The organism is Nocardioides sp. (genome assembly GCF_029937575.1).
Lineage (GTDB): Bacteria > Actinomycetota > Actinomycetes > Propionibacteriales > Nocardioidaceae > Nocardioides.
Genome location: NZ_JAPYPS010000010.1, coordinates 1 through 21,066 on the forward strand (window position 1 = coordinate 1; position 21,066 = coordinate 21,066).

Consider the following 21,066-nt stretch of genomic DNA (forward strand, 5'->3'; position numbering starts at 1 on the left):
CTTCCGTGCTTTTAGCCCCGGTGTCGCCCGATCACTCGTGAAATCCCGAGGCTAGAGCAGGATGCCCAGCGCCGCGTCGGCCAGGGCAACGATCGCCACGGCGGCATCGGGGTCGGAGGTGTCGGCCAGGCCGTCGACGCCGAGGGTCGCGGCGACCCAGGCATCGATGGCGGCCACCGCGCGCGGGGCGTCGAGGTCGTCGGCGATCGCGGCGAGGACCTCCTCGACCACGGGACCGGCCGGCGCGCCGGTGCCGAGAGCGGCCGCCTTGCGCCACTGTGCCAGCGAGTCCAGGGCCTCGAAGAGCTCGGCGTCGGTCCACTCCCAGTCACTGCGGAAGTGGTGGCGCAGCAGCGCGAGGCGGATGGCCATCGGATCGATGTCGCTGTTGCGCAGGGCCGAGACGAAGACGAGGTTGCCGCGCGACTTCGACATCTTCTCGCCGTCGTAGCCCACCATGCCGGCGTGGCTGTACACCTGGGCGAACGACGTGCCGGGGACCGCTACCTGGGCGTGACCGGCACACATCTCGTGGTGCGGGAAGACCAGGTCGCTGCCGCCACCCTGGACGTCGATGCCGGCGCCGAGGTGGGTCATCGCGATCGCGGCACACTCGATGTGCCATCCCGGCCGCCCGGCACCCCACGGGCTGGGCCACGAGGGCTCACCGGGACGCTCGCCACGCCACACGACGCAGTCGAGCGGGTCGCGCTTGCCCTCGCGGTCCGGGTCTCCCCCTCGCTCGCCGAACAGCGACAGCATCGTGTCGCGGTCTAAGCCGGACTCGTCACCGAAGGCGGTGTCCGCGGTGACCGAGAAGTACAGGTCCTGCTCGACCTCGTAGACCGCCCCCGCCTGCTCGAGGACCTGGATGAGGTCGATGACCAACGGGATCGACTCGACGGCGCCGACGTAGGCCGCAGGTGGCAGGACCCGCAAGGCCTGCATGTCCTGGCGGAACAGCTCGGTCTCACGCTCCGCGAGCTCGACCCAGTCGATGTTGACCTTCGTGGCCCGCTCCAGGAGCGGGTCGTCCACATCGGTGACGTTCTGCACGTAGGTGACGTCGTGTCCGGCGTTGCGCCAGGCCCGGTTGAGGAGGTCGAAGCCGACGTAGGTCGCCGCGTGGCCCAGGTGGGTGGCGTCGTACGGCGTGATCCCGCAGACGTAGAGGCGCGCTGGGCCCTCGGGCGACGTGGTGACCTGCCGGCCGGAGGACGTGTCGTGCAACGCGACCGCCGGAGCGGTCACGGGCAGCGTCGGGATCGTCGGGGGGTTCCAGGCACGCATGTCGGCAGCCTACGGCCAGGGCTCAGAACGGTGGCCACGGGATCGATGGCCACTCACCACGGGGCACCGGAAGCACGCCGTGCTCCAGGAGCCGCCGGCAGCGTCGCCCCAGCACGGTGATCTCCAGGTCCGTCAGGTGATCGGCCAGGGTCTCCCCCAGGTCGCCGGACAACGCGCTGATCACGCGCTCGATGCCGGCGACGTCCTCGTCGCCGAGGGGCTCCCCGTGCCAGCCCCACAGCACCGTGCGCAGCTTGGCCTCGTGGTGGAACGTCAGACCGTGGTCGACTCCGTAGCGATGACCGGAGGTCATCTCCAGGACGTGTCCGCCCTTGCGGTCGGCGTTGTTGGTGATGACGTCGAAGACGGCCATCCGACGCAGCGGCGCCGTGTCCTCGTGGATCAACGTGACGTCGCGGTCGTGGTCGTCGACACCCTCGAAGACCGTCCGCCACCCCCGCGGCACCTCGGTCGGGGCCACCAACGTCACGGCCTCCTGCTCGGGATCGGGCTCCTGCCACTCCTGAAGCATCCCGAGCCCGTGCGGCCCGTCGCCCAACCAGGTCCGGGGCACGACGTCCCAGCCGACGACCTGCGAGACGGCGTACGCCGCCACCTCGCGGCCGGCGAGCGTCCCGTCGGGGAAGTCCCACAGGGGCCGCTCCCCCGCCACGGGCTTGTAGACCACCTTGCGCCCGTCCAGCTCACCGAGGAAGGTCGCGTTCGAGGCCGGCATGATCCGGCCGTGCAGCTCCAGTGCGCTCATCGGGCCGCGGGTGCCCACAGCCAGGTCACGGGTCGCGCCGGCGGAACCCGTTGGCGCGCACGCACAGGTGTCCGGCGGGGTCGATCGGGTTGCCGCAGAACGGACAGCTGGGACGGCCCGCCTCCAGGACCTGCTCGGCCCGCTTGACGAACGAGCGCGCGGCCGCGGCGGTCAGCCGGACCAAGAACACCTCGTCCGGCTCGGGCTCCTGGAAGTCGTCCTCGTCGAGCTGGTCGGGCGAGACCACAGCCGCCTCGGAGAACGGGAACACCTCGATGACCACGCGTTCGTCCGAGGGATCCCACGACAACGTCATCGTCCCGGCACGAAACTCCTCCTCGATCGGCTGCTCGAGCGGTGCCGCGTCATCGAGGGCCAGGGGCGCCACCGCCGGGACCACCGACTGGCTCGCCTGGTTGGCCATCACCTCGTCGAGCAGCTCGTCGATGCGCTCGGCGAGCGCGGAGACCTGTTGCTTCTCCAGCGAGACACTGGTCAGCCGCGCACCCGTGCGCGCCTGCAGGAAGAACGTGCGCGCGCCCGGCTCACCGACGGTGCCGGTGACGAAGCGTTCCGGCGGGTCGAAGCCGTGGACGATCGGAGCCATGCCGCTCACCCTATGACCGGGCCGTAGGGCTCGCGCCCGGGGCATCGGGTCCGGCGCCACCGCCGACGACGGCACCAGCGTCCACGGACGCACCAGCCGAGGACTTGCGTGAGGTGCGCCCCTTGCGTGGCGCGGCCTTGAGCCACGAGAGATCTCCCTCGTGGGTGTTGGAGGCCAGCACGTACGGGCGCGCGCCGGTGTAGCGGATGATCGAGATCGATGCCGGGTCCACGCCGATGCGCTGGAACAGGTCCAGGTGCATCCCGAGCGCATCGGCCAGCACCGACTTGATGATGTCGCCATGGCTGACGGCCACCCACACCGCTCCCTCGCCGTGCTCGGCCTCGATGGCGGCGTCACGCTGTCGGATCGCCGTCACCGAACGCGCCTGCATGGTCGCCATCGACTCCCCGCCCGGGAAGGTGGCGGCGGAGGGCTGCGACTGAACCGTCTTCCACAGCGGCTGCTTCGCCAGGTCCCTCAGGGCGCTGCCCTGCCAGTCGCCGTAGTCGCACTCGGTGATCCCCTTGTCCACCGTGACCCGCAGGCGACGGTCGGCGCCCTGGGCGCCCAGGACAGCCTTCGCCGTCTGGCGGCACCGCTCCAACGGGCTGCTCACCACTGCCACGAGCGGCACGGCCGCGATGCGCGCGGCGGCGCGGTCGGCCTGCCCGGTGCCGACGTCGTCGAGCTTCACCCCGGTCATCCGCCCCGCGAGCATGCCCGACGCGTTCGCCGTCGTACGCCCGTGTCGGACGAGGATCACCGTTGCCATGTCGGCGACTCTAGGGCGTCCACCGAAACCGTCGACGGCGCTAGGTTGAGCACGTGATCGTCGACAGCGCCGTCTACAAGGGTGGCAACCGATTCGCCGTCGACTGCCAGCCGCACGACTACGCGGCCCTGCGGCAGAGCGCCGCCGACGGCGAGGGCTTCGTCTGGCTCGGCCTGTACCAGCCCAGCGAGATGGAGCTCACCGAGGTCGCCGAGGCGTTCGGGCTCCACGGACTGGCGGTCGAGGACGCCGTCAAGGCGCACCAGCGGCCCAAGGTAGACCTGTACGACGACCATCTCTTCCTCATCCTCAAGACGCTCTGGTACGTCGACGCCGACGACGCCGTGGAGACCGGTGAGATCAGCCTCTTCGTGGGACCCGACTTCGTGATCACCGTCCGCCACGGTCGCGGCTCGCAGCTGCAGGACGCGCGACACCGGCTGGAGCAGTCGAGCTCGCTGCTCACCCACGGGCCCTCCGCGGTGGTCTACGCCGTCAGCGACGTGGTCGTCGATGCCTACACCGAGGTCGTGGTCGCGCTCGAGGAGGATGTCGACGAGGTGGAGGCGTCGGTGTTCTCCCCCGAGCGCACCCGCGACTCGGCGAGGATCTACGCCCTCAAGCGCGAGATCGCCGAGGTACGGCGTGCCGTCCTGCCGCTGCGCGAGCCGATGCGACGCCTCGCCGCCGGGACCGTCCCCGGCGTACGCGGGGAGGCGGCGCCGTTCTTCCGTGACGTCGTCGACCACCTCAACCAGGCGGCCGAGATCGTGGACAGCCTCGACGGCCTGCTCTCGACCGCCTTCGACGCCCACCTGGCCTCGATCTCGGTGCAGCAGAACGACGACATGCGCAAGATCTCCGCGGGCGCCGCCATCGTCGTCGTCCCCACGCTGATCGCCGGGATCTACGGGATGAACTTCGACGACATGCCGGAGCTGCACTGGAGCCTGGGCTACCCGTTCGCCCTGCTGCTCATGGCCGGTGCCTCGGGGGCACTGTGGTGGTTCTTCAAGCGGGCCGGCTGGCTATGACGACGCTCAGGCGATGAGCACACCGGTACCGACCAGCACCAGCGTCGAGACACCCAGCACCACGCGGTAGAGCACGAACGGCGTGTAGGAGCGGGTGGAGACGTAACGCAGCAGCCACGCGATCGCGGCGTAGCCGACGACGAAGGAGACCACCGTGGCCACCGCGGTGGGGCCCCAGCCGTAGGTGTTCTCCCCGTTGGGGATCTCCTTGAGCTCGAACAGACCGGCGCCCACGACGGCCGGGATGGCGAGCAGGAACGCGTAGCGCGTGGCCGCCTCCCGCTCGTAGCCGAGAGCCCGGCCCATCGACAGCGTCGCCCCGGACCGCGAGACTCCCGGGATCAGGGCCATCGCCTGGGCCACGCCCATCAGCACGGCGTCGCGGAGCGTGATCTGCTTGATCTTCTTCTCGTTCGAGCCCAGACGGTCGGCGACACCGAGGATCAGGCCGCCGACGATCAGGGTCGTGCCGATGATCCACAGGCTGCGGAAGTCGTTCTCGATCACGTCCTTGAGGGCGATGCCCAGGACCACGATCGGCAGGGAGCCGACGATGATGAACCAGCCCATCCGCGCGTCGAGATGACCGCGGAGCTCGGGGCGCACCAGGGACCTGAGCCAGGTGGAGGCGATGCGGAGGATGTCCTCGCGGAAGTAGATGAGGACCGCGAGCTCGGTGCCGATCTGGATGACCGCGGTGAAGGCGGCTCCCGGGTCTCCCCAGCCGAACAGCTCGGGATAGATGCGCAGGTGCGCGCTGCTCGAGATCGGCAGGAACTCCGTGAGCCCCTGGATCGTCCCGAGCACGATGGCCTGGAGCATCTCCCACACCCGCCGAAGCCTAGGGCGTGTCGGTGGGCAGTTCACCACCGGCTGGCCCCACTTGGTTAGGTTTCTGCCATGCAGCAGCGACGTGTCGGCGGCACCGGCCTCCAGGTCTCGCGTCTGGGCCTCGGCACGATGACCTGGGGACGAGACACCGACGAGCACGAGGCTCGCGAGTCCCTGATCGCCTTCGCCGAGGCCGGCGGGACGTTGATCGACACCGCGGCCGGCTACACCGACGGCGAGTCCGAGCGACTCGTCGGGCACCTGATCGGCGACGTGGTGGCCCGGGACGAGATCGTCCTCGCCACCAAGGCCGGCGTGTCTCGCCGCTCGGGCGAGCGCGTCGTGAACACCTCGCGCGGCCACCTCCTCGCGTCGTTGGACGCCTCCTTGGAGCGGCTCGGCGTCGACCACGTCGACCTGTGGCAGGTGCACACCTGGAGCAACCAGGCCCCTCTCGAGGAGACCTTGGCCGCACTCGACCACGCCGTCTCGTCGGGACGCACGTCGTACGTCGGGATCAGCAACTACACCGGGTGGCAGACCGCACGCGCCGCGACGTGGCAGGAGACCGTGCCCGGGCGCACGCCCGTCGCCAGCACGCAGGTCGAGTACTCCCTGCTCAACCGCTCCGTCGAGCGAGAGGTGCTGCCGGCCGCCCTGGCGATGGGGCTGGGAGTCCTCCCCTGGTCACCGCTGGGCCGCGGAGTGCTGACCGGCAAGTATCGAGGAGGGACGCCGGTCGACTCCCGCGGCGCGTCCCCGACGTTCGCCGGCTTCGTGGGCGCCTACCTCGACGAGGCGAGCGCCCGCGTCGTGGAGGCTGTCGCGCGCGCTGCCGAGGGCCTGGGGTGGACCCCGCTGGAGGTGGCCCTGGTCTGGGTGCGGGACCGCCCCGGGGTCACGGCGCCCATCGTCGGGGCACGTACGGCGGCCCAGCTGCGCGGTTCCCTCGACCTCGAGGACAAGACCCTGCCCACCGAGCTCGTGCGGGCGCTCGACGACGTGTCGCAGCGATCCGCATGAGCCGCAGGGAGCGGCGTGCCCCGCGCGCCGGCGTGGAGTGGGAGTTCGACAAGGTCAGCTTCGACCGGGACTTCTCTCGCGGCGTCGTCACCAAGCTGCTCGTCGACCGTGCCGAGCACGGCGGCTGGGAGCTCGACCGCGTCCGCATCGGCAACGACGGCGTGCGCCGAGTGATCCTGCGCCGCAAGATCATCCGGGCCGTCCGGACCGCGTAGGCGCACGCGGCGCACCTGCGCGGCCTACGCCTCGCCGAGGAACCGGTCGAAGACCCGCGCGCCGAACTCCAGCGCGTCGACCGGCACCCGCTCGTCCACCCCGTGGAAGAGCGCCGTGAAGTCCAGGTCGGCCGGCAGGCGCAGCGGGGCGAAGCCGTAGGAGCGCATGCCGAGCTTGCGGAAGTGCTTGGCGTCGGTGCCTCCGCTCATCGTGTACGGCGCCACGATGCCCTCCGGGTCCTCGGCGAGGATGGAGCGCGTCATCGTGGCGACCAGGTCGCCGTCGTACGGCGTCTCCCACGGCTGCTGGTGGGAGACGAAGTCCCACTCGATGCCGTCGCCGCAGAGCTCGCGCAGGGTCTCGAAGAACTCGTCCTCGTAGCCGGGCAGGAAGCGACCGTCGATGTGGGCGCTGGCCTCGGTGGGGATCACGTTGACCTTGTAGCCGCTCGCGAGCTGCGTGGGGTTGACGGTGTTGCGGATGACCGCGCCCAGCATCCGGGTGGCTCCCCCGAACTCCTCGACCAACGCCTGGGCGTTCTCGGGGGTCGCCTCGGTCCCGGCCAGGTCGGCCACTGCAGCCAGGAGCACCTCCATCGTCGGCGTGAGGCGGACGGGCCACTGGTGGGCGCCGATGCGGGCCACCGCGGCGGAGAGCCGGGTGACGGCGTTGTCTGAGTTGATCATCGAGCCGTGTCCGGCCCGTCCGCGGGCGGTCAGCTTCATCCAGGCCATGCCCTTCTCGGCCGCCTCGATCAGGTAGAGCCGCCGACCACGCACGGTGGTGCTGAACCCACCCACCTCGCCGACGGCCTCGGTGACGCCCTCGAACTCGTCGCGGTGCTCGTTGACCAGGACCTCGGCGCCGTGATGGCCGCCGGCCTCCTCGTCGGCGGTGAAGCAGAGCACCATCGGACGGTCCGGGACCTGTCCGGCGCGCTGGCGGGCCCGCACGGTCGAGAGGAGCATCGCGTCGAAGTCCTTCATGTCGACCGCGCCGCGCCCCCACACGTAGCCGTCCTGGATCTCCCCGCTGAACGGGTCGACCTGCCAGTCCTCGGCGGCAGCCGGCACGACGTCGAGGTGCCCGTGCAGCAGGAGCCTCCCCCGACTGTCGTCGCCGCCACCCCAGGTGGCCACGACCGAGGTGCGACCCGGCGTGGACTCGTAGAGACGCGACTCGATGCCTACCTCGTCGAGCAGGGCCGCGACGTACTCGGCGGCCTTGCGCTCTCCCGGACCCTCGGTGCCGGACGGGTCGCCGTAGTTGGTGGTGTCGATCCTGATCAGCTCGCGGCACAGGTCCACGACCTCCGCGGCGGGGTCGTAGGACGGGACACCCGGACCGGCAGGAGCGCCTGCCTCATCGCTGCTCATGTGCCCATAGTGGCATTCGCGGGAGACAGCCCCGATGCAGGTCGTGGGCACGTCCTTTGCTACTGTTCCGACGCACTCGTCCGGGTGGCGGAATTGGTAGACGCGCTAGCTTGAGGTGCTAGTGCCCCATTAGCGGGCGTGGGGGTTCAAGTCCCCCCTCGGACACTCAGAAGGCCCAGGCTCCACTGGGCCTTTTGTTCATTTCCCCTGCGCCGGCACCCGCGATCAGGGCGCGGCGTTCCCCAGCGGCCGGGCAGGATGGGCGGGTGTCCTCCGACTACCACTTCACCGGCACGTGGACGCTGCCCTCACCGCCGCATCAGGCCCGCGAGGTGGTCGTGGACCTGGCCCGCTATCCCGAGTGGTGGCCCCAGGTCGTCGCGGTGGCCTCGCTGGGCCTCGATGTCGCTCGCGTGCTGTGCCGTTCCCGGCTTCCCTACACCCTCGACCTCGTGCTCCACGCCGCGTCGCGCGAGCTGCCCGACCTCGAGGTCCGGGTGGGTGGCGACCTCGACGGCTACGTGCGCTGGCGGCTGACCCCGGGTGCCCAGCCGCGCACGACGCTGATGGAGCTCGACCAGCGCGTCCGGGTCACGGGCCCCCTGACCCTCGTGTCTCCACTGTTGCGCCCGGCCCTCGCCTGGAACCACCGACAGATGATGGACTCCGGTGTCGCCGGCCTCGTCGACCGGCTCACCCGCGCGTGACCTGCGGGCACGCGCCGCCGTACGACCAATCTTGACTCGTTCAAGTTTGTGGGACACAGTGGAGCCATGGCGACGAGTCCTGGATCCGAGCAGCTCCTGCGCTCCGCGCAGCTGCGCGTGACCCGACCGCGGATGGCGGTCCTCGACGCGGTGCACGACCACCCGCACGCAGACACCGAGCAGATCATCGCCTCGGTCCGCACACGCCTCGGCGACGTCTCGCACCAGGCGGTCTACGACGTGCTGCGGGCGTTGACGTCCAACGGTCTCGTCCGTCGCATCCAGCCGTCCAACTCCGTGGCGCGCTACGAGGCCAGGGTGGGCGACAACCACCACCACGTCGTGTGTCGCGCGTGCGGCTCGATCGCCGACGTCGACTGCGCCGTCGGCGAGACCCCGTGCCTGACGGCCAACGACGACCACGGCTTCACGATCGACGAGGCCGAGGTCATCTACTGGGGCACGTGCCCCGCCTGCGCCGCCTCGTCCGCGCCCTCCTCCTGACCCCTTGGCCCGACCCTGCAACACCTCGACGCACCGCCCGTCTGATGCACCGCTACGAAAGGAACCCGATGACCGAGAGCGACCACGTGACTCGCGAGAAGGAAATGAACACCCAGGAAGCCGGCGGTTGCCCCGTCGGCGGCCGGTTCAAGCACCCCACCGAGGGTGGTAGCAATCAGGGCTGGTGGCCCAACCAGCTCAACCTGAAGATCTTGCGCAAGCACGCGGTCGCGGCCAACCCCATGGGCGAGGAGTTCGACTACGCGCAGGCCTTCGCCGGCCTCGACCTGGACGCGCTGACCCGTGACGTGGACGCCCTGATGACGGACTCTCAGGACTGGTGGCCGGCGGACTTCGGTCACTACGGCGGCTTCTTCATCAGGATGGCGTGGCACAGCGCCGGCACCTACCGGGTCAGTGACGGCCGCGGAGGTGCCGGGGCCGGCATGCAGCGCTTCGCACCGCTGAACAGCTGGCCTGACAACGGCAACCTCGACAAGGCGCGGCGACTGTTGTGGCCGATCAAGCAGAAGTACGGAAGCGCCATCTCGTGGGCCGACCTGATGGTCTTCACCGGAAACCGCGCGCTGGAGACGATGGGCTTCAAGACCTTCGGCTTCGCCGGTGGTCGCGCCGACGTCTGGGAGCCCGACGAGGACGTCTACTGGGGCCCCGAGCAGACCTGGCTCGGCGACGAGCGCTACACCGGTGACCGCGAGCTGGAGAACCCCCTCGCGGCCGTGCAAATGGGCCTGATCTACGTCAACCCCGAAGGCCCCAACGGCACACCCGACCCGCTCGCCTCGGCACGCGACATCCGAGAGACGTTCGGCCGGATGGCGATGAACGACGAGGAGACGGTGGCCCTCATCGCCGGTGGCCACACGTTCGGCAAGACGCACGGCGCGGCCGACCCGGAGCAGTACGTCGGCGCCGAGCCGGAGGGCGCCGACCTCGAGGAGCAGGGCTTCGGCTGGAAGCAGGGCTTCGGCTCCGGCAAGGGCCGCGACGCCATCACCAGCGGCCTCGAGGTGACCTGGACCTCCACGCCCACCCAGTGGAGCATGAAGTACTTGGAGAACCTCTATGCCCACGAGTGGGAGCTCACCAAGAGCCCCGCGGGCGCCTACCAGTGGCAGCCCAAGGACGGCGCCGCTGCCAACACCGTGCCTGACCCGGAGAGCGGCGAGCTGACCCGGCCGCCGACGATGCTGACGACCGACCTGGCCCTGCGCATGGACCCGGTCTACGGGGAGATCACGCGCCGGTTCCTGGCCAACCCGGACGAGTTCGCCGACGCGTTCGCCCGCGCCTGGTACAAGCTCACGCACCGCGACATGGGACCGATCCAGCGCTACCTGGGGCCCCAGGTCCCGCAGGAGACGCTGCTGTGGCAGGACCCCGTCCCCGCCCTGGACCACGACGTCGTCGACGCCGACGACGTCGCCTCGCTCAAGGCCGCGATCCTCGAGGCCGGCCTCAGCACCTCCCAGCTCGTCTCCACCGCCTGGGCCTCGGCCTCGACGTTCCGCGGCAGCGACAAGCGCGGCGGCGCCAACGGCGGCCGGATCCGTCTCGAGCCGCAGAGCAGCTGGGAGGTCAACGCCCCCGACCAGCTGGCGACGGTCATCAGCGCCCTGGAGGGCGTCCAGGAGTCGTTCAACGCGGCCCAGTCCGGCTCCAAGCGGGTCTCGTTCGCCGATCTCGTCGTCCTGGCGGGCTGCGTCGGTGTCGAGCAGGCCGCGAGCGCCGCCGGAAGCCCGGTGCAGGTCCCGTTCACCCCGGGCCGCACCGACGCGACCGCGGAGATGACCGACGTCGAGTCCTTCTCGTGGCTCGAGCCGGCGTCCGACGGGTTCCGGAACTTCTCGGGCAAGGGCCACCGCCTTCCGGAGGAGTACCAGCTGGTCGACCGCGCCAACCTGTTGACCCTCACCGCACCCGAGATGACGGTCCTCGTCGGTGGGCTTCGCGTCCTGGGTGCGAACTACGACGGCTCGGACCTGGGCGTCCTCACCAGCACCCCGGGCACGCTGACGAACGACTTCTTCGTCAACCTGCTCGACATGGGCCACACCTGGTCGAAGGTGTCGGAGAACCCCGACACCTACGAGGCCCGGACCGCCTCCGGCGACGTGGCGTGGACCGGGAGCCGGGTGGACCTGCTGTTCGGCTCCAACTCCGAGCTGCGAGCGATCGCAGAGGTCTACGCCAGCGCTGACAGCCGGGAGAAGTTCGTCACCGACTTCGTGGCCGCATGGTCCAAGGTGATGGACCTGGACCGCTACGACCTGGACTGACCCTCCCCCAGGCGTCACCAGGCGTCACCAGGCGTCACCAGGCGTCCCCAGACGTCCCCAGACGTCCCCAGACGTCCCCAGACGTCCCCAGACGTCCCCAGACGTCGTGGCATGATCCCTCGGCTCGACGCCGACGTTCACCCCAAGGCACCCGGTTCCACTCAACGCAGTGGAACCGGGTGCTTTGCTGTCCCCGGACGTCGAACAGGTCTGGACCAGCCATGCAAAGTAAAATTTCTGTGCAGCGTGCATAGCCTGCACGCAGTCGGGCACGTAGGTCACCCAGCCCGGCACCGGCGACGTCGAGTCAGCCCGATCGGTCGGCGTCTCCCCCGGGTCCGGACCCCGGAGCGCGACCGGCAAGAATCACGCTCGCGAGGCCCGAAGCGTCGGGTGCGCACATGCCCGCTTGCTCGCTGTTAGCGCAGGTCAGTAGGGATTGCCCCGACTCGCTCGACTCGCGGGCGCGCCCGCGGCACGCCCCCTCGGCCGGGCCCGCAAGAGTCGTGACCGGCGCATCCTGGCGAACGCCGTCGCCGAGCTCGGCCGGCCCTCGCAGGGACCGCGAATGCCCTCCGCAGCCCTGCACAATCCGGCCACCATCCTGCCCGCTTTCGGGCATCACCGGGCCCCACAGGTCGCAACGACCCTTCCCAGCGGTCGAGGATCCGGCACAATCATCGTGAGTCAAGCCTGCTTGACAACAAATGACCAGCCGGAGTGCGCATCACCCTGACGCGCACCTTCACCCCAGGAGATCTCGATGACCAAGTTCCGCACCGCACTGCTCGCCCTGACCGTCGCTTTCACGATCGCCGGCGGCGCCGGCGCCGCCAGCCAGGTCGACGCCGCACCTGCCGGCAAGACGATCGTCAAGCAGACCAACGTCCGCGGCGGCGACAGCTGGTGCTGCTGAGCCGGCGGCTCATCACCACGACGCCACCCCACCCAGGCACACCCCACAGCACGCCACTCTTCAGGAGATCTCGATGACCACGTTCCGCACCGCACTGCTCGCCCTGACCGTCGCCTTCACGATCGCCGGCGGCGCCGGCGCCGCCAGCCAGGTCGACGCCGCACCGTCCGGGAAGACGATCGTCAAGCAGACGAACGTCCGCGGTGGCGACAGCTGGTGCTGCTGAGCCCCGAGCTCGGGCTAGGAGGACGGGACGGGCGCCGCGGACGGCGCCCGGCTGAGTCCCGTGGTCGCACCCGCTGATCGGTAGGCGGCTGCCGACTCGCGATACAGGCCCAGCTCGTCGAGGAACGCCCCCAGCTCGAACCAGAGCTGGCCGACGCCGTGCTCGTCCTCGACCTCGGCCAGGCGCGCTGCGCCTTCGCGGAAGTGGGCGACTGCTGCGTCACTGCGACCCTGGGCCGCTGCCACCTGACCGCGCAGCACCAACGCCTCGACCGCCAGGAGCTCGGAGGCGTCGGCACACGTCACGGCGGCGATCTCGACCAGGGTGGCCGCCTCGGCCAGGTCGCCGATCAGGAAGTGGGCTCGAGCCAGCCCAATCTGGATGCGGGCGCGGTCGAAGGCGTTGATGTCGCTGACCTGGCCCTCGGCCTGGGCATGGATGAGCAGCGCCAGGGCCTGCTCCGGCTCCGGCGGCGAGGTGCGCAGGTGCAGCAGTCCCAGCTGGATCCGCAGACGAGCCTGGCTGCGAGCGTCCTCGGCCACTTCGAGCAGCGCCAAGGCCTTCTCGGCCAGCGGGAGGGCTGCGTCGATGCGACCCTGCCGCGACTCCATCACCGATGTGTTCCAGTACGCGGCCGCGCGAGCAGCCGGGGAGTCGAGCTCCTCGGACTGCTGGACCGCTCGCTGGCACACCCGCACGGCGTGGCTGGTGTCGCCTCGCTCGTAGTGGGCCGCAGCGACGGTCACCGCGAGACGGATCCCGTCGGCCGTGCCCTCCAGCTGGCCGCGATCGACCAGCGCCGCGGCACGGTCCCCGATGTCGGCTGCACGGGCGAAATCACCGGCCTCTCGGTAGCAGCGGCTGAGCGCCGTGAACGCGCTCAGAAGGCGCAGTGCGTCGGTGTCGCCAGTCACGACAGCTTCCAGGGCCTCGATGGCGGCGTCCTGGTTGTCGTTGGCCTCGAGGGCCAACGCGCGCAGCAGCCGGGCCTGACGAGCGAACTCCGGCGGCACCGCCGACGTGCGTGCCGCCTCGGCGAGCACGTCCTCGACCCCCTTGAGCGCCACGTCGGGCGACCCGGTCTTCAGCGAGAGCTCAGCGAAGTCGAGCTCCAGCGTCAGCCGGGCGACCACGGACGCATCGTAGGTGATCAACGAGTCGTCGGGAGCGAGGAGTTCCTCGGTGGTGCAGTGCAGACGCTCGGCCAAGGCGATCAGCAAGTCGGCGCCGGGGCGACGCTGTCCCGCCTCGATCCGCGAGATGTACGCCGTCGACATGTCGGTGCCGGCGGCGTCCCCCTGCGTGAGCCCCGCACGTTGACGAGCGTGCCGGATCCGTCGGCCCAGAAGCGCCGGATCGATCGCCTTGACGTCGACGCGGAGGTCGGCGAGAGCCGTTGAGGTAGGGGTCACGAGGCCATTGTGCCCGAATGTGCCTGACAGGTGTTGTTCTTGGGGCACACATTTTCCTGTGAGTGCTCCGGCGAGAGGCCTCACTGAATACTCTGGTGGGTAATTTCGATCAGGTCAACCGCCAGGTGGTCCCGACCCAGCCGGGATCGCTCTCCGCCTCGCCCTGCACGTCTCCGTCGAGCGCCGTCGCATCGCGTCCACCAGCCAGCGAGCGTTCGATCGCCTCGTCGATGCCCAGGTAGGTGCGTCCCGGAAGCAGCTCTCGGCGCACGTCCCTCTCGGCGCAGACCATGTCGTGCGAGAGGCTCTTGACCAGGGCCTTGACGGTCGAGCGGGGAACGCCGGTCAGCGCGGCCACGGCCTCGCCCACGAGCACGGTCGGAGCGAACAGCACCGGCACGTGAGGGCGACTCACGCCCGCCGCCTTGGCGTACCGGGCGAGCAGCTCGGCGTAGGAGACCACCTCGTCCCCGCCCACGTCGTAGTGCCGGTTGCGGGGCTCCCCCACCAGGGCGGCTGCGATCAGGGCGACGACGTCGGAGACCGCGATGGGTTGGATCCGACGGTTCATCCACAACGGGACCGCAGAGACCGGCAGCCGGTCGCTGACGCGCCGCAGCACCTCGAAGGACAACGACCCGGCGCCGATGACCATGGAGGCACGCAGGACCGTCGCCGGCGTGGGACCAGCCAGCAGGAGCTCCTCGACCTCCAGCCGGGAACGGAGGTGATCGGAGAGCTCGCCCTCGGGCACGATGCCCGACAGGTAGACGATCCGGCCGACCCCCGCGTAGGCGCACGCCGCCACGACGTACTCGGCGGCCTCCCGGTCCCGGTTCACGAACTCTCCGGCACCCATCGAGTGCACCAGGTAGACGACCGCGTCCACGTCGCGGATGGCCAGGTGCACCGACACGGTGTCCTCGACGTCGAGGTGACGGGTGGTGACCGACTCGCCCCAGGCGTACGACGCCAGAGCGTCGGTGTCGCGGGCCGTGGCCACCACCTCGTGCCCGTGCTCGAGCAGCGCGGGGATCAGCCGCGAGCCGATGTAGCCGGTGGCCCCGGCCACCAGGACGCGCATCTAGGAGTCCCGCGCTGCAGGGAGACGATGTGCCATGCGCGTCACGCTACGCGACGGCCGAGGACCCATCGGGGGGAGAAGATCGACCCGCCATACTCACGCCATGACCCGACCCCCCGCTCTTCGGCTCGGCTTCGTCACCGGTGCGACCCCGGACAAGTGGGCGCGCACCTGGCGAGAGCGCCGGTCCGAACCCCTGGAGCTGGTGCCCCTGAGCGAGACACACCAGGAGGCCGCGTTGCGGGGTGGCGAGGTCGACATGGCCCTGGTCCGCCTGCCCGTGCGGCGCGAGGCACTCCACTGCGTCACCCTGTACGACGAGGTCCCCGTCGTGGTCGCCTCGCGCGAGCACTTCGTCGCCGCGGCCGAGGGCGCAGTCACCCTCGCCGATCTCGTCGACGAGCAGCTGGTGCTGCCCCACGTCTCCGGTTGGACGCCCACGTGCCCCCAGCAGCCGTGGCCGCCGATGTCCGCGCAGGAGGCGATCGAGACAGTGGCCGCCGGCACGGGCGTCGCGATCGTGCCGCGCTCGATCGCCCGGCTCCACTCCCGCAAGGACGTCGTGGAGCGGGAGGTCGGCGACCTCGCCCCCACCAGCATCGGGCTGGCCTGGCTCGTCGAGCGCGACGACGAGCAGACGCAGGCCTTCGTCGGCGTCGTGCGTGGCCGGCGGGCGGGCTCGAGCCGAGGCTAGGGGGCGGAGGCCACCGCGCCGCGAGGACCTACCAGCTGGTCGGGAGGGGGCGTCCCTCGTGGAACCCGGCTGCGGACTGCACCCCGACCAGCGCTCGCTCGTGCAGCTCGGCGAGGCTGGTCGCACCCGCATAGGTGCATGCGGAGCGGACCCCGGAGCAGATCTGGTCGATGAGGTCCTCGACGCCGGGACGCTGCGGGTCGAGGTACATCCGCGACGACGAGATGCCCTCCTCGTAGAGGCTCTTGCGGGCTCGGTCGTAGGCGGACTCGGTCACCGTCCGGTTGGCCACGGCACGGGCCGACGCCATGCCGAAGGACACCTTGTAGGCGCGTCCGTCCGCGTCCTCGAGCAGGTCTCCCGGGGACTCGTGGGTGCCGGCGAACCACGATCCCACCATCACCGACGACGCACCCGCGGCGAGAGCCAGGGCCACGTCGCGCGGGTGCCGGACCCCTCCGTCGGCCCAGACGTGGCCGCCCAGGTCGGCCGCCGCCTCCGCGCACTCGAGCACGGCGGAGAACTGCGGCCTACCGACTCCCGTCATCATCCGAGTCGTGCACATGGCGCCCGGGCCGACCCCGACCTTGACGATGTCGGCCCCGGACTTCAACAGCGCCCGGGCCCCGGCCGCCGAGACCACGTTGCCCGCTGCCACCGGCACCTCGGGCGAGAGTGCTCGGACGGCGCTCAAGGCGTCGATCATCCGGTCCTGGTGGCCGTGGGCGGTGTCCACCACCAGGCAGTCCACTCCAGCCGCCAGCAGCGCGGACGCCTTCGCGTCGACGTCGCCGGTGACCCCGACCGCGGCGGCGACGCGTAGGGACCCGCTCTCGTCCACAGCCGGGTCGTAGAGCGTCGCGCGCAGGGCGCCGGTGCGGGTCAGCACCCCCACCAACGACCCGTCGGCGTCGACCGCCACCGCGAGCGCCACCCGAGCCGCATCGATCTGGTCGAACGCGTCGCGGGGGGCAGTGTCGGCCTCGATGACGACCGCCGGCGCCCGCATCACCTGGCCCGCCTGCGCGAACCTGTCCACGTCACGGCAGTCCTCCTCCGTGACGATCCCCACGGGTCGACCCTCGACGACGACGACGGCGGCACGGTGTGCTCGCTTGGGCATCAACGAGAGCGCCTCGGCGACCGTCTGGTCAGGCCGCAGCTGGATGGGCGTGTCGAAGACGAGGTGGCGCGACTTCACGTGGGCCACGACGTCCGCGACGACAGGAGCGGGGATGTCCTGGGGCAGCACCGTCAGCGCACCACGGCGAGCCACGGTCTCGGCCATGCGTTTGCCGGCGATGGCGGTCATGTTCGCCACGACCAGAGGAAGGGTGGCCCCGGTCCCGTCACGCGTGGTGAGGTCGACGTCGTACCGGCTGGCCACCGCTGACTCGCGCGGCACCATGAAGACGTCGTCGTAGGTCAGGTCGTGGGCGGGGGTGACGTCGTCGAGGAACTGCACGTCCCGATGCTACGAGGTGGCGCCACGCACTCCGCACCTACAGTGGCGGCCATGACGAGGACGGCAGTCGCGCGCGCGCCCGGACGGGTCAACCTGGTCGGCGAGCACACCGACTACAACGACGGTGTCTGCCTCCCCATCGCCCTGCCGCAGGACACCGTCGCCCGGGTGAGCCTGCGCGCGGGCGACCGGATCAGCATCACGAGTGCGCAGCAGGCGTCCGTCTGGACCGGGGACCTTGCCGGCTGCGGGCCCGGACGAGTGGACGGGTGGGTGGCCTACGTCGCCGGGGTGCTGTGGGCCCTGGACCAGGAGGGGTACGACGTACCGCCGGGCCTGGACGTGCACGTGACGGGCACTGTCCCGCTCGGTGCCGGACTCTCCAGCTCCGCGTCGCTCGAGGTGGCCGTCGCCGTCGGGGTGCTCGCCCTGACCGGACGGCGGCTCGACGAGAGCGAGCGGCGTCGTCTCGTGCAGGTGTGTCGGCGAGCCGAGACCGAGGTGGCCGGAGCCCCCACGGGAGGGCTCGACCAGTCGGCTGCGCTGCTGACCGAGCCCGGTTGCGCGCTGCTGCTCGACTTCCAGGACGGCTCCACCGCGACGGTGCCTCTCGGATGGACCGCGGCCGGGCTGGAGCTGGTCGTCATCGACACGGGCGTCTCGCACGCCTTGACCGCCGGGGACTACGGGGCCCGGCGACGCGAGTGCGAGGACGCCGCCCTCGCGCTGGGGCTACCGAGCCTGCGCGACGCCGACGAGGACGCCGTGCGCCGACTCGCCGACGCCACGCTGCGGCGTCGTGCGGCACACGTGGTGTCCGAGAACGCACGGGTCCTCAGCGTCGTCGCGGCCCTCGATCGGGGGTCCTGGACCGACGTCGGGGAACTCTTCACCGCCTCGCACGCGTCGCTGCGCGACGCCTTCGAGGTCTCGTGCCCCGAGCTCGACCTGGCGGTGGACACGGCCCTGGCTGCCGGTGCCCTGGGCGCTCGGATGACCGGGGGCGGTTTCGGGGGCTCGGCGATCGCCTTGCTCCCCGCCGACCGCGTCGACGCCGTACGGCGTGCCGTGGACACGGCGTACGCCGACGCCGGGTTCCGCGCGCCGCGGCACCTCGACGCACCCGCGTCGGCTGCGGCGCGGGTGGTCGAGGTCAGCGGCTGAGGAGTCCTACTTCAGCTCGGCGCTGCTGAGCCCCAGGACGCGACGAGCCACGATCAGCTGCTGGATCTGCTGGGTGCCCTCGAAGATGTCGAGGATCTTGGAGTCGCGCGACCACTTCTCGAGCAGCTCGGCCTCGCTGTAGCCGACGGAACCGGCCAGCTCGACGCAGCTCAGCGTGATGTCGGAGCCCACGCGGCCGGCCTTCGCCTTGGCCATGGAGGCCTCCAGCGAGTTGGGCTCGCGGTTGTCGGCCATCCACGCCGCCTGCAGGGTGAGCAGGTAGGCGCCCTCCCAGTCGGCCTCCATCTGGAGGAACTTCGCAGCGGCCGCGGACTGCACGACCGCGGGGCGGTCGTAGTCGACCTCCACCCCGGCCTTCGCCAGCAGCTCGCGGGTCAGGTCGAGCGACGCGCGGGCGCAGCCGACGGCCATCGAGGCCACCAGCGGGCGGGTGTTGTCGAAGGTCGCCATTGCTCCGGCGAAGCCCTGCCCACTGCCACCCGGGTCGATCTCGGGCGAGCCCAGCAGGTTGTCCTTCGGCACCCGGCAGTCCTCGAAGATGATGGTGGCGGTGTCGGAGGCCCGGATGCCGAGCTTGTGCTCCAACCGGTCCACGCGCATCCCGGGGGTGCCCTTGGCGACGACGAAGGACTTGATCGCGGCTCGTCCCAGGTCTCGGTCCAGGGTCGCCCAGACGACGATGTGGTCGGCCCGGTCGCCCGAGGTCACGTAGATCTTCTCGCCGTTGATGACGTACTCGTCGCCGTCGAGCACGGCGGTGGTCGTGATGTTGGCCGAGTCGGAGCCGGTGCTCGGCTCGGTGATCGCCATCCCGGCCCAGACGCCGTCCAGCCGGGCGAGCTGCTCGTCGTTGGCCACCGACGCGATGGCGGAGTTGCCGAGTCCCTGACGAGGCATCGACAGCAGCAGACCGACGTCGCCCCAGCACATCTCGGCGATCGACATGACCGACGCCAGGTTGGCGCCGTTCTTGACCGTCGTGTCGGCGTCCTTCTCGTCGCGGCGCACGCCGGCGGCACCGGCGCCCTCGCTCGCGCCGGAGTCGGCGAGACCGTCGATCATCGCCGCGAGCATGTCGAGCTCCTTGGGGTACTCGTGCTCGGCGCGGTCGTACTTGCGCGAGATGGGGCGCAGCATGTTCATCGCGACCTGGTGGGCCTGACCCACGAGTGGGCGGAACTTCTTGGGGTCATCGAGAGAGATGGCCATCAGACGAGCACCGAACCTTCCATGATGCCGATGGCCCGCAGGTCGCGGTACCAGCGTTCGACGGGATGTTCCTTGACGAAGCCGTGTCCGCCGAGCAGCTGCACGCCGTCGAGGCCGATCTGCATGCCCTTGTCGGTGCACAGCTTGCGGGCCAGGGCCACCTCACGGGTGAAGTCCTTGCCGGCGGCCGCGCGGGAGGCCGCCTTGTAGGTGACCAGGCGCATCGCCTGCAGCTCGATGGCGATGTTGGCGACCATGAACGCGACCGACTGACGGTGGGCGATCGGCTCGCCGAACGCCTGGCGTTCCTTGACGTACGGCGTCACGTAGTCCAGGACGGCCTGCGCCGTCCCGACGGCCAGTGCGCACCAGGCCAGGCGCGAGAGCCGCACGCACTCGCGGTACGTCGTCCCGCCGTCGTCGCCGAGCACCGCGTCCGAGCCGACCGTCACGTCGCTGAGGGAGAGACGAGTCAACGAGGCCGCACGGACCCCCATTGCCGGGTCACCCTCCACGGCGAGTCCCTCGGCGCCGGACTCCACCAGGAAGAGCGTCGGGGCACCGTCCAGCAGTGCGCCGACGATGAACAGCTCGGCCTCGGCGCCCCGAGGCACCAGCGACTTCACGCCGTTGAGGGTGAAGCCGTCGCCGGACCGCACCGCGGTGGTGGCGGGGGCGAGGACGTCGAAGAGGACGGTCGGCTCGGTTAGGGCGAGCGCGGCTGCCGGTGCGTCGTCGCCGGTGAACGACGGGAGGTAGGTCTGCTGCTGGGCGTCGGTGCCCCACAGCCCGAGGGCCGTGGCGACGGCGCCCGACGACAGGCTGGCGACGGCCAGGCCCATGTCCCCCTTCGCGAGCGCCTCCGCCACGAGGGTCCCGGCCATCGCCGAGCGCTCCTCGGAGATGCCGCCGAGCGCCTCGGGCACACCGAGGATCGGCAACCCGATCTCCAGTCCGGCCTTCAGGACGGACTCGGGCGCTGCACAGGCCTCGTCGGCCTCGGCGGCCGCGGGCCGCACGACCTCCGCGGCGTACTCCGCGACGACGTCGACGAGCATCTGCTCGTCCTCGGTCGGAGTCAGGTCGAACACACCTGTCCGCGGAGCAGGCTCGACACGCACGCCGGGACGACCGACCTTGCCCGCCCTGGCGAACGTGCGCCCGGCGGTGGTCAGCGTCTTGAAGCCGCTGCTGGTGATGCTGAAGACCGCCTGCTCGGTCGGCTTGCGCAGGCCGACGCGGTCGATGAGGTCGCTCTGGGCGAGCCGGTTCAGGCCGGCCACGAGGTAGCCGATCGGATCTCGCGACTCGGTGGTCGCAATGCCGTGCCGGCCGCCGGGGCGGAGGCTGTTGAGGAGGGACATGCGCCAAATGTAACTCCGAGTTACACATTGCGCTACACCTGTGGTGGTGGGAGCCGTCACAGTCGGCGGGAGCTCGCTCGCG

The 21,066-nt window shown here is 70.7% G+C and carries 21 protein-coding genes and 1 tRNA gene; 11 read left to right on the forward strand and 11 right to left on the reverse strand.

Features of this window, described 5'->3' with window-relative positions:
• Positions 1-51 precede the first annotated feature (51 nt).
• Genes mshC through Q1K33_RS05685 form a run of 4 tightly spaced genes read right to left on the reverse strand, consistent with a single transcriptional unit; the run spans position 52 to position 3,438 of the window.
• Positions 52-1,290 (reverse strand): cysteine--1-D-myo-inosityl 2-amino-2-deoxy-alpha-D-glucopyranoside ligase, encoded by a 1,239-nt coding sequence (gene mshC, locus Q1K33_RS05670; RefSeq protein ID WP_300401551.1) that lies wholly within the window; start codon positions 1,288-1,290, stop codon positions 52-54.
• A gap of 22 nt (positions 1,291-1,312) precedes the next feature.
• Positions 1,313-2,056, reverse strand: coding sequence for an SCO1664 family protein (locus Q1K33_RS05675; RefSeq protein ID WP_300401553.1), 744 nt, complete (start codon positions 2,054-2,056; stop codon positions 1,313-1,315).
• Positions 2,057-2,081: 25 nt separating this feature from the next.
• Positions 2,082-2,663 carry a DUF3090 domain-containing protein gene (locus tag Q1K33_RS05680; RefSeq protein WP_300401555.1) on the reverse strand — a complete coding sequence of 194 codons (582 nt, stop codon included), beginning with the start codon at positions 2,661-2,663 and terminating at the stop codon, positions 2,082-2,084.
• Positions 2,664-2,673: 10 nt separating this feature from the next.
• Entirely contained in the window at positions 2,674-3,438 is a 765-nt protein-coding gene (locus Q1K33_RS05685) for a histidine phosphatase family protein (protein ID WP_300401557.1), read from the reverse strand.
• A gap of 53 nt (positions 3,439-3,491) precedes the next feature.
• Here Q1K33_RS05685 and corA point away from each other — a divergent pair, with 53 nt between their 5' ends.
• Positions 3,492-4,472, forward strand: coding sequence for a magnesium/cobalt transporter CorA (corA, locus tag Q1K33_RS05690; RefSeq protein WP_300401559.1), 981 nt, complete (start codon positions 3,492-3,494; stop codon positions 4,470-4,472).
• Positions 4,473-4,478: 6 nt separating this feature from the next.
• Here the strand turns inward: corA and Q1K33_RS05695 are convergent, their stop codons facing one another.
• Entirely contained in the window at positions 4,479-5,303 is an 825-nt protein-coding gene (locus Q1K33_RS05695) for an undecaprenyl-diphosphate phosphatase (RefSeq protein ID WP_300401561.1), read from the reverse strand.
• A gap of 69 nt (positions 5,304-5,372) precedes the next feature.
• On the opposite strand from Q1K33_RS05695, the gene Q1K33_RS05700 reads away from it, so the two are divergent.
• The gene (locus tag Q1K33_RS05700; RefSeq protein WP_300401564.1) at positions 5,373-6,326 is read left to right on the forward strand and encodes an aldo/keto reductase; all 954 of its coding nucleotides are present in this window, start codon (positions 5,373-5,375) and stop codon (positions 6,324-6,326) included.
• The gene (locus Q1K33_RS05705) at positions 6,323-6,541 is read left to right on the forward strand and encodes a DUF5703 family protein (protein WP_300401567.1); all 219 of its coding nucleotides are present in this window, start codon (positions 6,323-6,325) and stop codon (positions 6,539-6,541) included. The genes Q1K33_RS05700 and Q1K33_RS05705 overlap by 4 nt, the downstream gene beginning before the upstream one ends.
• Before the next feature lie 24 nt (positions 6,542-6,565).
• Here the strand turns inward: Q1K33_RS05705 and Q1K33_RS05710 are convergent, their stop codons facing one another.
• The gene (locus Q1K33_RS05710; protein ID WP_300401570.1) at positions 6,566-7,918 is read right to left on the reverse strand and encodes a M20/M25/M40 family metallo-hydrolase; all 1,353 of its coding nucleotides are present in this window, start codon (positions 7,916-7,918) and stop codon (positions 6,566-6,568) included.
• A 78-nt stretch (positions 7,919-7,996) separates the two neighbouring features.
• Between Q1K33_RS05710 and Q1K33_RS05715 the strand changes: the two genes are divergently transcribed.
• From Q1K33_RS05715 to Q1K33_RS05740, 6 genes are all read left to right on the forward strand, one after another.
• Positions 7,997-8,083: transfer RNA gene (locus tag Q1K33_RS05715), tRNA-Leu, on the forward strand.
• Positions 8,084-8,184: 101 nt separating this feature from the next.
• Positions 8,185-8,625, forward strand: a complete 441-nt coding sequence (locus tag Q1K33_RS05720) for a polyketide cyclase (protein WP_300401573.1) — start codon at positions 8,185-8,187, stop codon at positions 8,623-8,625.
• Between the two features lie 66 nt (positions 8,626-8,691).
• Complete coding sequence (locus Q1K33_RS05725) at positions 8,692-9,129, forward strand: Fur family transcriptional regulator (RefSeq protein ID WP_300401575.1); 438 nt, start codon at positions 8,692-8,694, stop codon at positions 9,127-9,129.
• Between the two features lie 68 nt (positions 9,130-9,197).
• On the forward strand, positions 9,198-11,429 hold the full coding sequence (katG, locus tag Q1K33_RS05730; RefSeq protein WP_300401577.1) for a catalase/peroxidase HPI: 2,232 nt from the start codon (positions 9,198-9,200) through the stop codon (positions 11,427-11,429).
• 763 nt (positions 11,430-12,192) lie between these two features.
• On the forward strand, positions 12,193-12,345 hold the full coding sequence (locus Q1K33_RS05735; protein WP_300401581.1) for a hypothetical protein: 153 nt from the start codon (positions 12,193-12,195) through the stop codon (positions 12,343-12,345).
• Between the two features lie 73 nt (positions 12,346-12,418).
• On the forward strand, positions 12,419-12,571 hold the full coding sequence (locus Q1K33_RS05740; RefSeq protein ID WP_300401583.1) for a hypothetical protein: 153 nt from the start codon (positions 12,419-12,421) through the stop codon (positions 12,569-12,571).
• 14 nt (positions 12,572-12,585) lie between these two features.
• Here the strand turns inward: Q1K33_RS05740 and Q1K33_RS05745 are convergent, their stop codons facing one another.
• Positions 12,586-13,983, reverse strand: coding sequence for a helix-turn-helix domain-containing protein (locus Q1K33_RS05745; RefSeq protein ID WP_300401585.1), 1,398 nt, complete (start codon positions 13,981-13,983; stop codon positions 12,586-12,588).
• Between the two features lie 109 nt (positions 13,984-14,092).
• On the reverse strand, positions 14,093-15,067 hold the full coding sequence (locus Q1K33_RS05750) for an NAD(P)H-binding protein (RefSeq protein WP_300401588.1): 975 nt from the start codon (positions 15,065-15,067) through the stop codon (positions 14,093-14,095).
• 103 nt (positions 15,068-15,170) lie between these two features.
• Between Q1K33_RS05750 and Q1K33_RS05755 the strand changes: the two genes are divergently transcribed.
• A complete protein-coding gene (locus Q1K33_RS05755; protein ID WP_300401591.1) occupies positions 15,171-15,761 on the forward strand; it encodes a LysR family substrate-binding domain-containing protein in 591 nt (196 codons plus the stop codon).
• Positions 15,762-15,789: 28 nt separating this feature from the next.
• On the opposite strand, the gene Q1K33_RS05760 is transcribed toward Q1K33_RS05755, so the two are convergent.
• Complete coding sequence (locus Q1K33_RS05760; RefSeq protein ID WP_300401594.1) at positions 15,790-17,226, reverse strand: GuaB1 family IMP dehydrogenase-related protein; 1,437 nt, start codon at positions 17,224-17,226, stop codon at positions 15,790-15,792.
• Between the two features lie 51 nt (positions 17,227-17,277).
• On the opposite strand from Q1K33_RS05760, the gene galK reads away from it, so the two are divergent.
• On the forward strand, positions 17,278-18,390 hold the full coding sequence (galK, locus tag Q1K33_RS05765) for a galactokinase (protein WP_300401596.1): 1,113 nt from the start codon (positions 17,278-17,280) through the stop codon (positions 18,388-18,390).
• A 6-nt stretch (positions 18,391-18,396) separates the two neighbouring features.
• Here the strand turns inward: galK and Q1K33_RS05770 are convergent, their stop codons facing one another.
• Positions 18,397-19,620, reverse strand: coding sequence for an acyl-CoA dehydrogenase family protein (locus tag Q1K33_RS05770; protein WP_300401598.1), 1,224 nt, complete (start codon positions 19,618-19,620; stop codon positions 18,397-18,399).
• Complete coding sequence (locus tag Q1K33_RS05775; RefSeq protein WP_300401601.1) at positions 19,620-20,984, reverse strand: acyl-CoA dehydrogenase family protein; 1,365 nt, start codon at positions 20,982-20,984, stop codon at positions 19,620-19,622. Before Q1K33_RS05775 ends, Q1K33_RS05770 begins: the two co-directional genes overlap by 1 nt.
• Positions 20,985-21,066 lie beyond the last annotated feature (82 nt).

Coding starts and splice junctions, on each gene's coding strand:
- mshC (WP_300401551.1), bottom strand. CDS start 1,290: ATGCGTGCCTGGAACCCCCCGACGATCCCGACGCTGCCCGTGACCGCT.
- Q1K33_RS05725 (WP_300401575.1), top strand. CDS start 8,692: ATGGCGACGAGTCCTGGATCCGAGCAGCTCCTGCGCTCCGCGCAGCTG.
- Q1K33_RS05735 (WP_300401581.1), top strand. CDS start 12,193: ATGACCAAGTTCCGCACCGCACTGCTCGCCCTGACCGTCGCTTTCACG.
- Q1K33_RS05740 (WP_300401583.1), top strand. CDS start 12,419: ATGACCACGTTCCGCACCGCACTGCTCGCCCTGACCGTCGCCTTCACG.
- galK (WP_300401596.1), top strand. CDS start 17,278: ATGACGAGGACGGCAGTCGCGCGCGCGCCCGGACGGGTCAACCTGGTC.
- Q1K33_RS05755 (WP_300401591.1), top strand. CDS start 15,171: ATGACCCGACCCCCCGCTCTTCGGCTCGGCTTCGTCACCGGTGCGACC.
- Q1K33_RS05680 (WP_300401555.1), bottom strand. CDS start 2,663: ATGGCTCCGATCGTCCACGGCTTCGACCCGCCGGAACGCTTCGTCACC.
- Q1K33_RS05770 (WP_300401598.1), bottom strand. CDS start 19,620: ATGGCCATCTCTCTCGATGACCCCAAGAAGTTCCGCCCACTCGTGGGT.
- Q1K33_RS05750 (WP_300401588.1), bottom strand. CDS start 15,067: ATGCGCGTCCTGGTGGCCGGGGCCACCGGCTACATCGGCTCGCGGCTG.
- Q1K33_RS05775 (WP_300401601.1), bottom strand. CDS start 20,984: ATGTCCCTCCTCAACAGCCTCCGCCCCGGCGGCCGGCACGGCATTGCG.
- Q1K33_RS05700 (WP_300401564.1), top strand. CDS start 5,373: ATGCAGCAGCGACGTGTCGGCGGCACCGGCCTCCAGGTCTCGCGTCTG.
- Q1K33_RS05675 (WP_300401553.1), bottom strand. CDS start 2,056: ATGAGCGCACTGGAGCTGCACGGCCGGATCATGCCGGCCTCGAACGCG.
- Q1K33_RS05685 (WP_300401557.1), bottom strand. CDS start 3,438: ATGGCAACGGTGATCCTCGTCCGACACGGGCGTACGACGGCGAACGCG.
- Q1K33_RS05705 (WP_300401567.1), top strand. CDS start 6,323: ATGAGCCGCAGGGAGCGGCGTGCCCCGCGCGCCGGCGTGGAGTGGGAG.
- katG (WP_300401577.1), top strand. CDS start 9,198: ATGACCGAGAGCGACCACGTGACTCGCGAGAAGGAAATGAACACCCAG.
- Q1K33_RS05710 (WP_300401570.1), bottom strand. CDS start 7,918: ATGAGCAGCGATGAGGCAGGCGCTCCTGCCGGTCCGGGTGTCCCGTCC.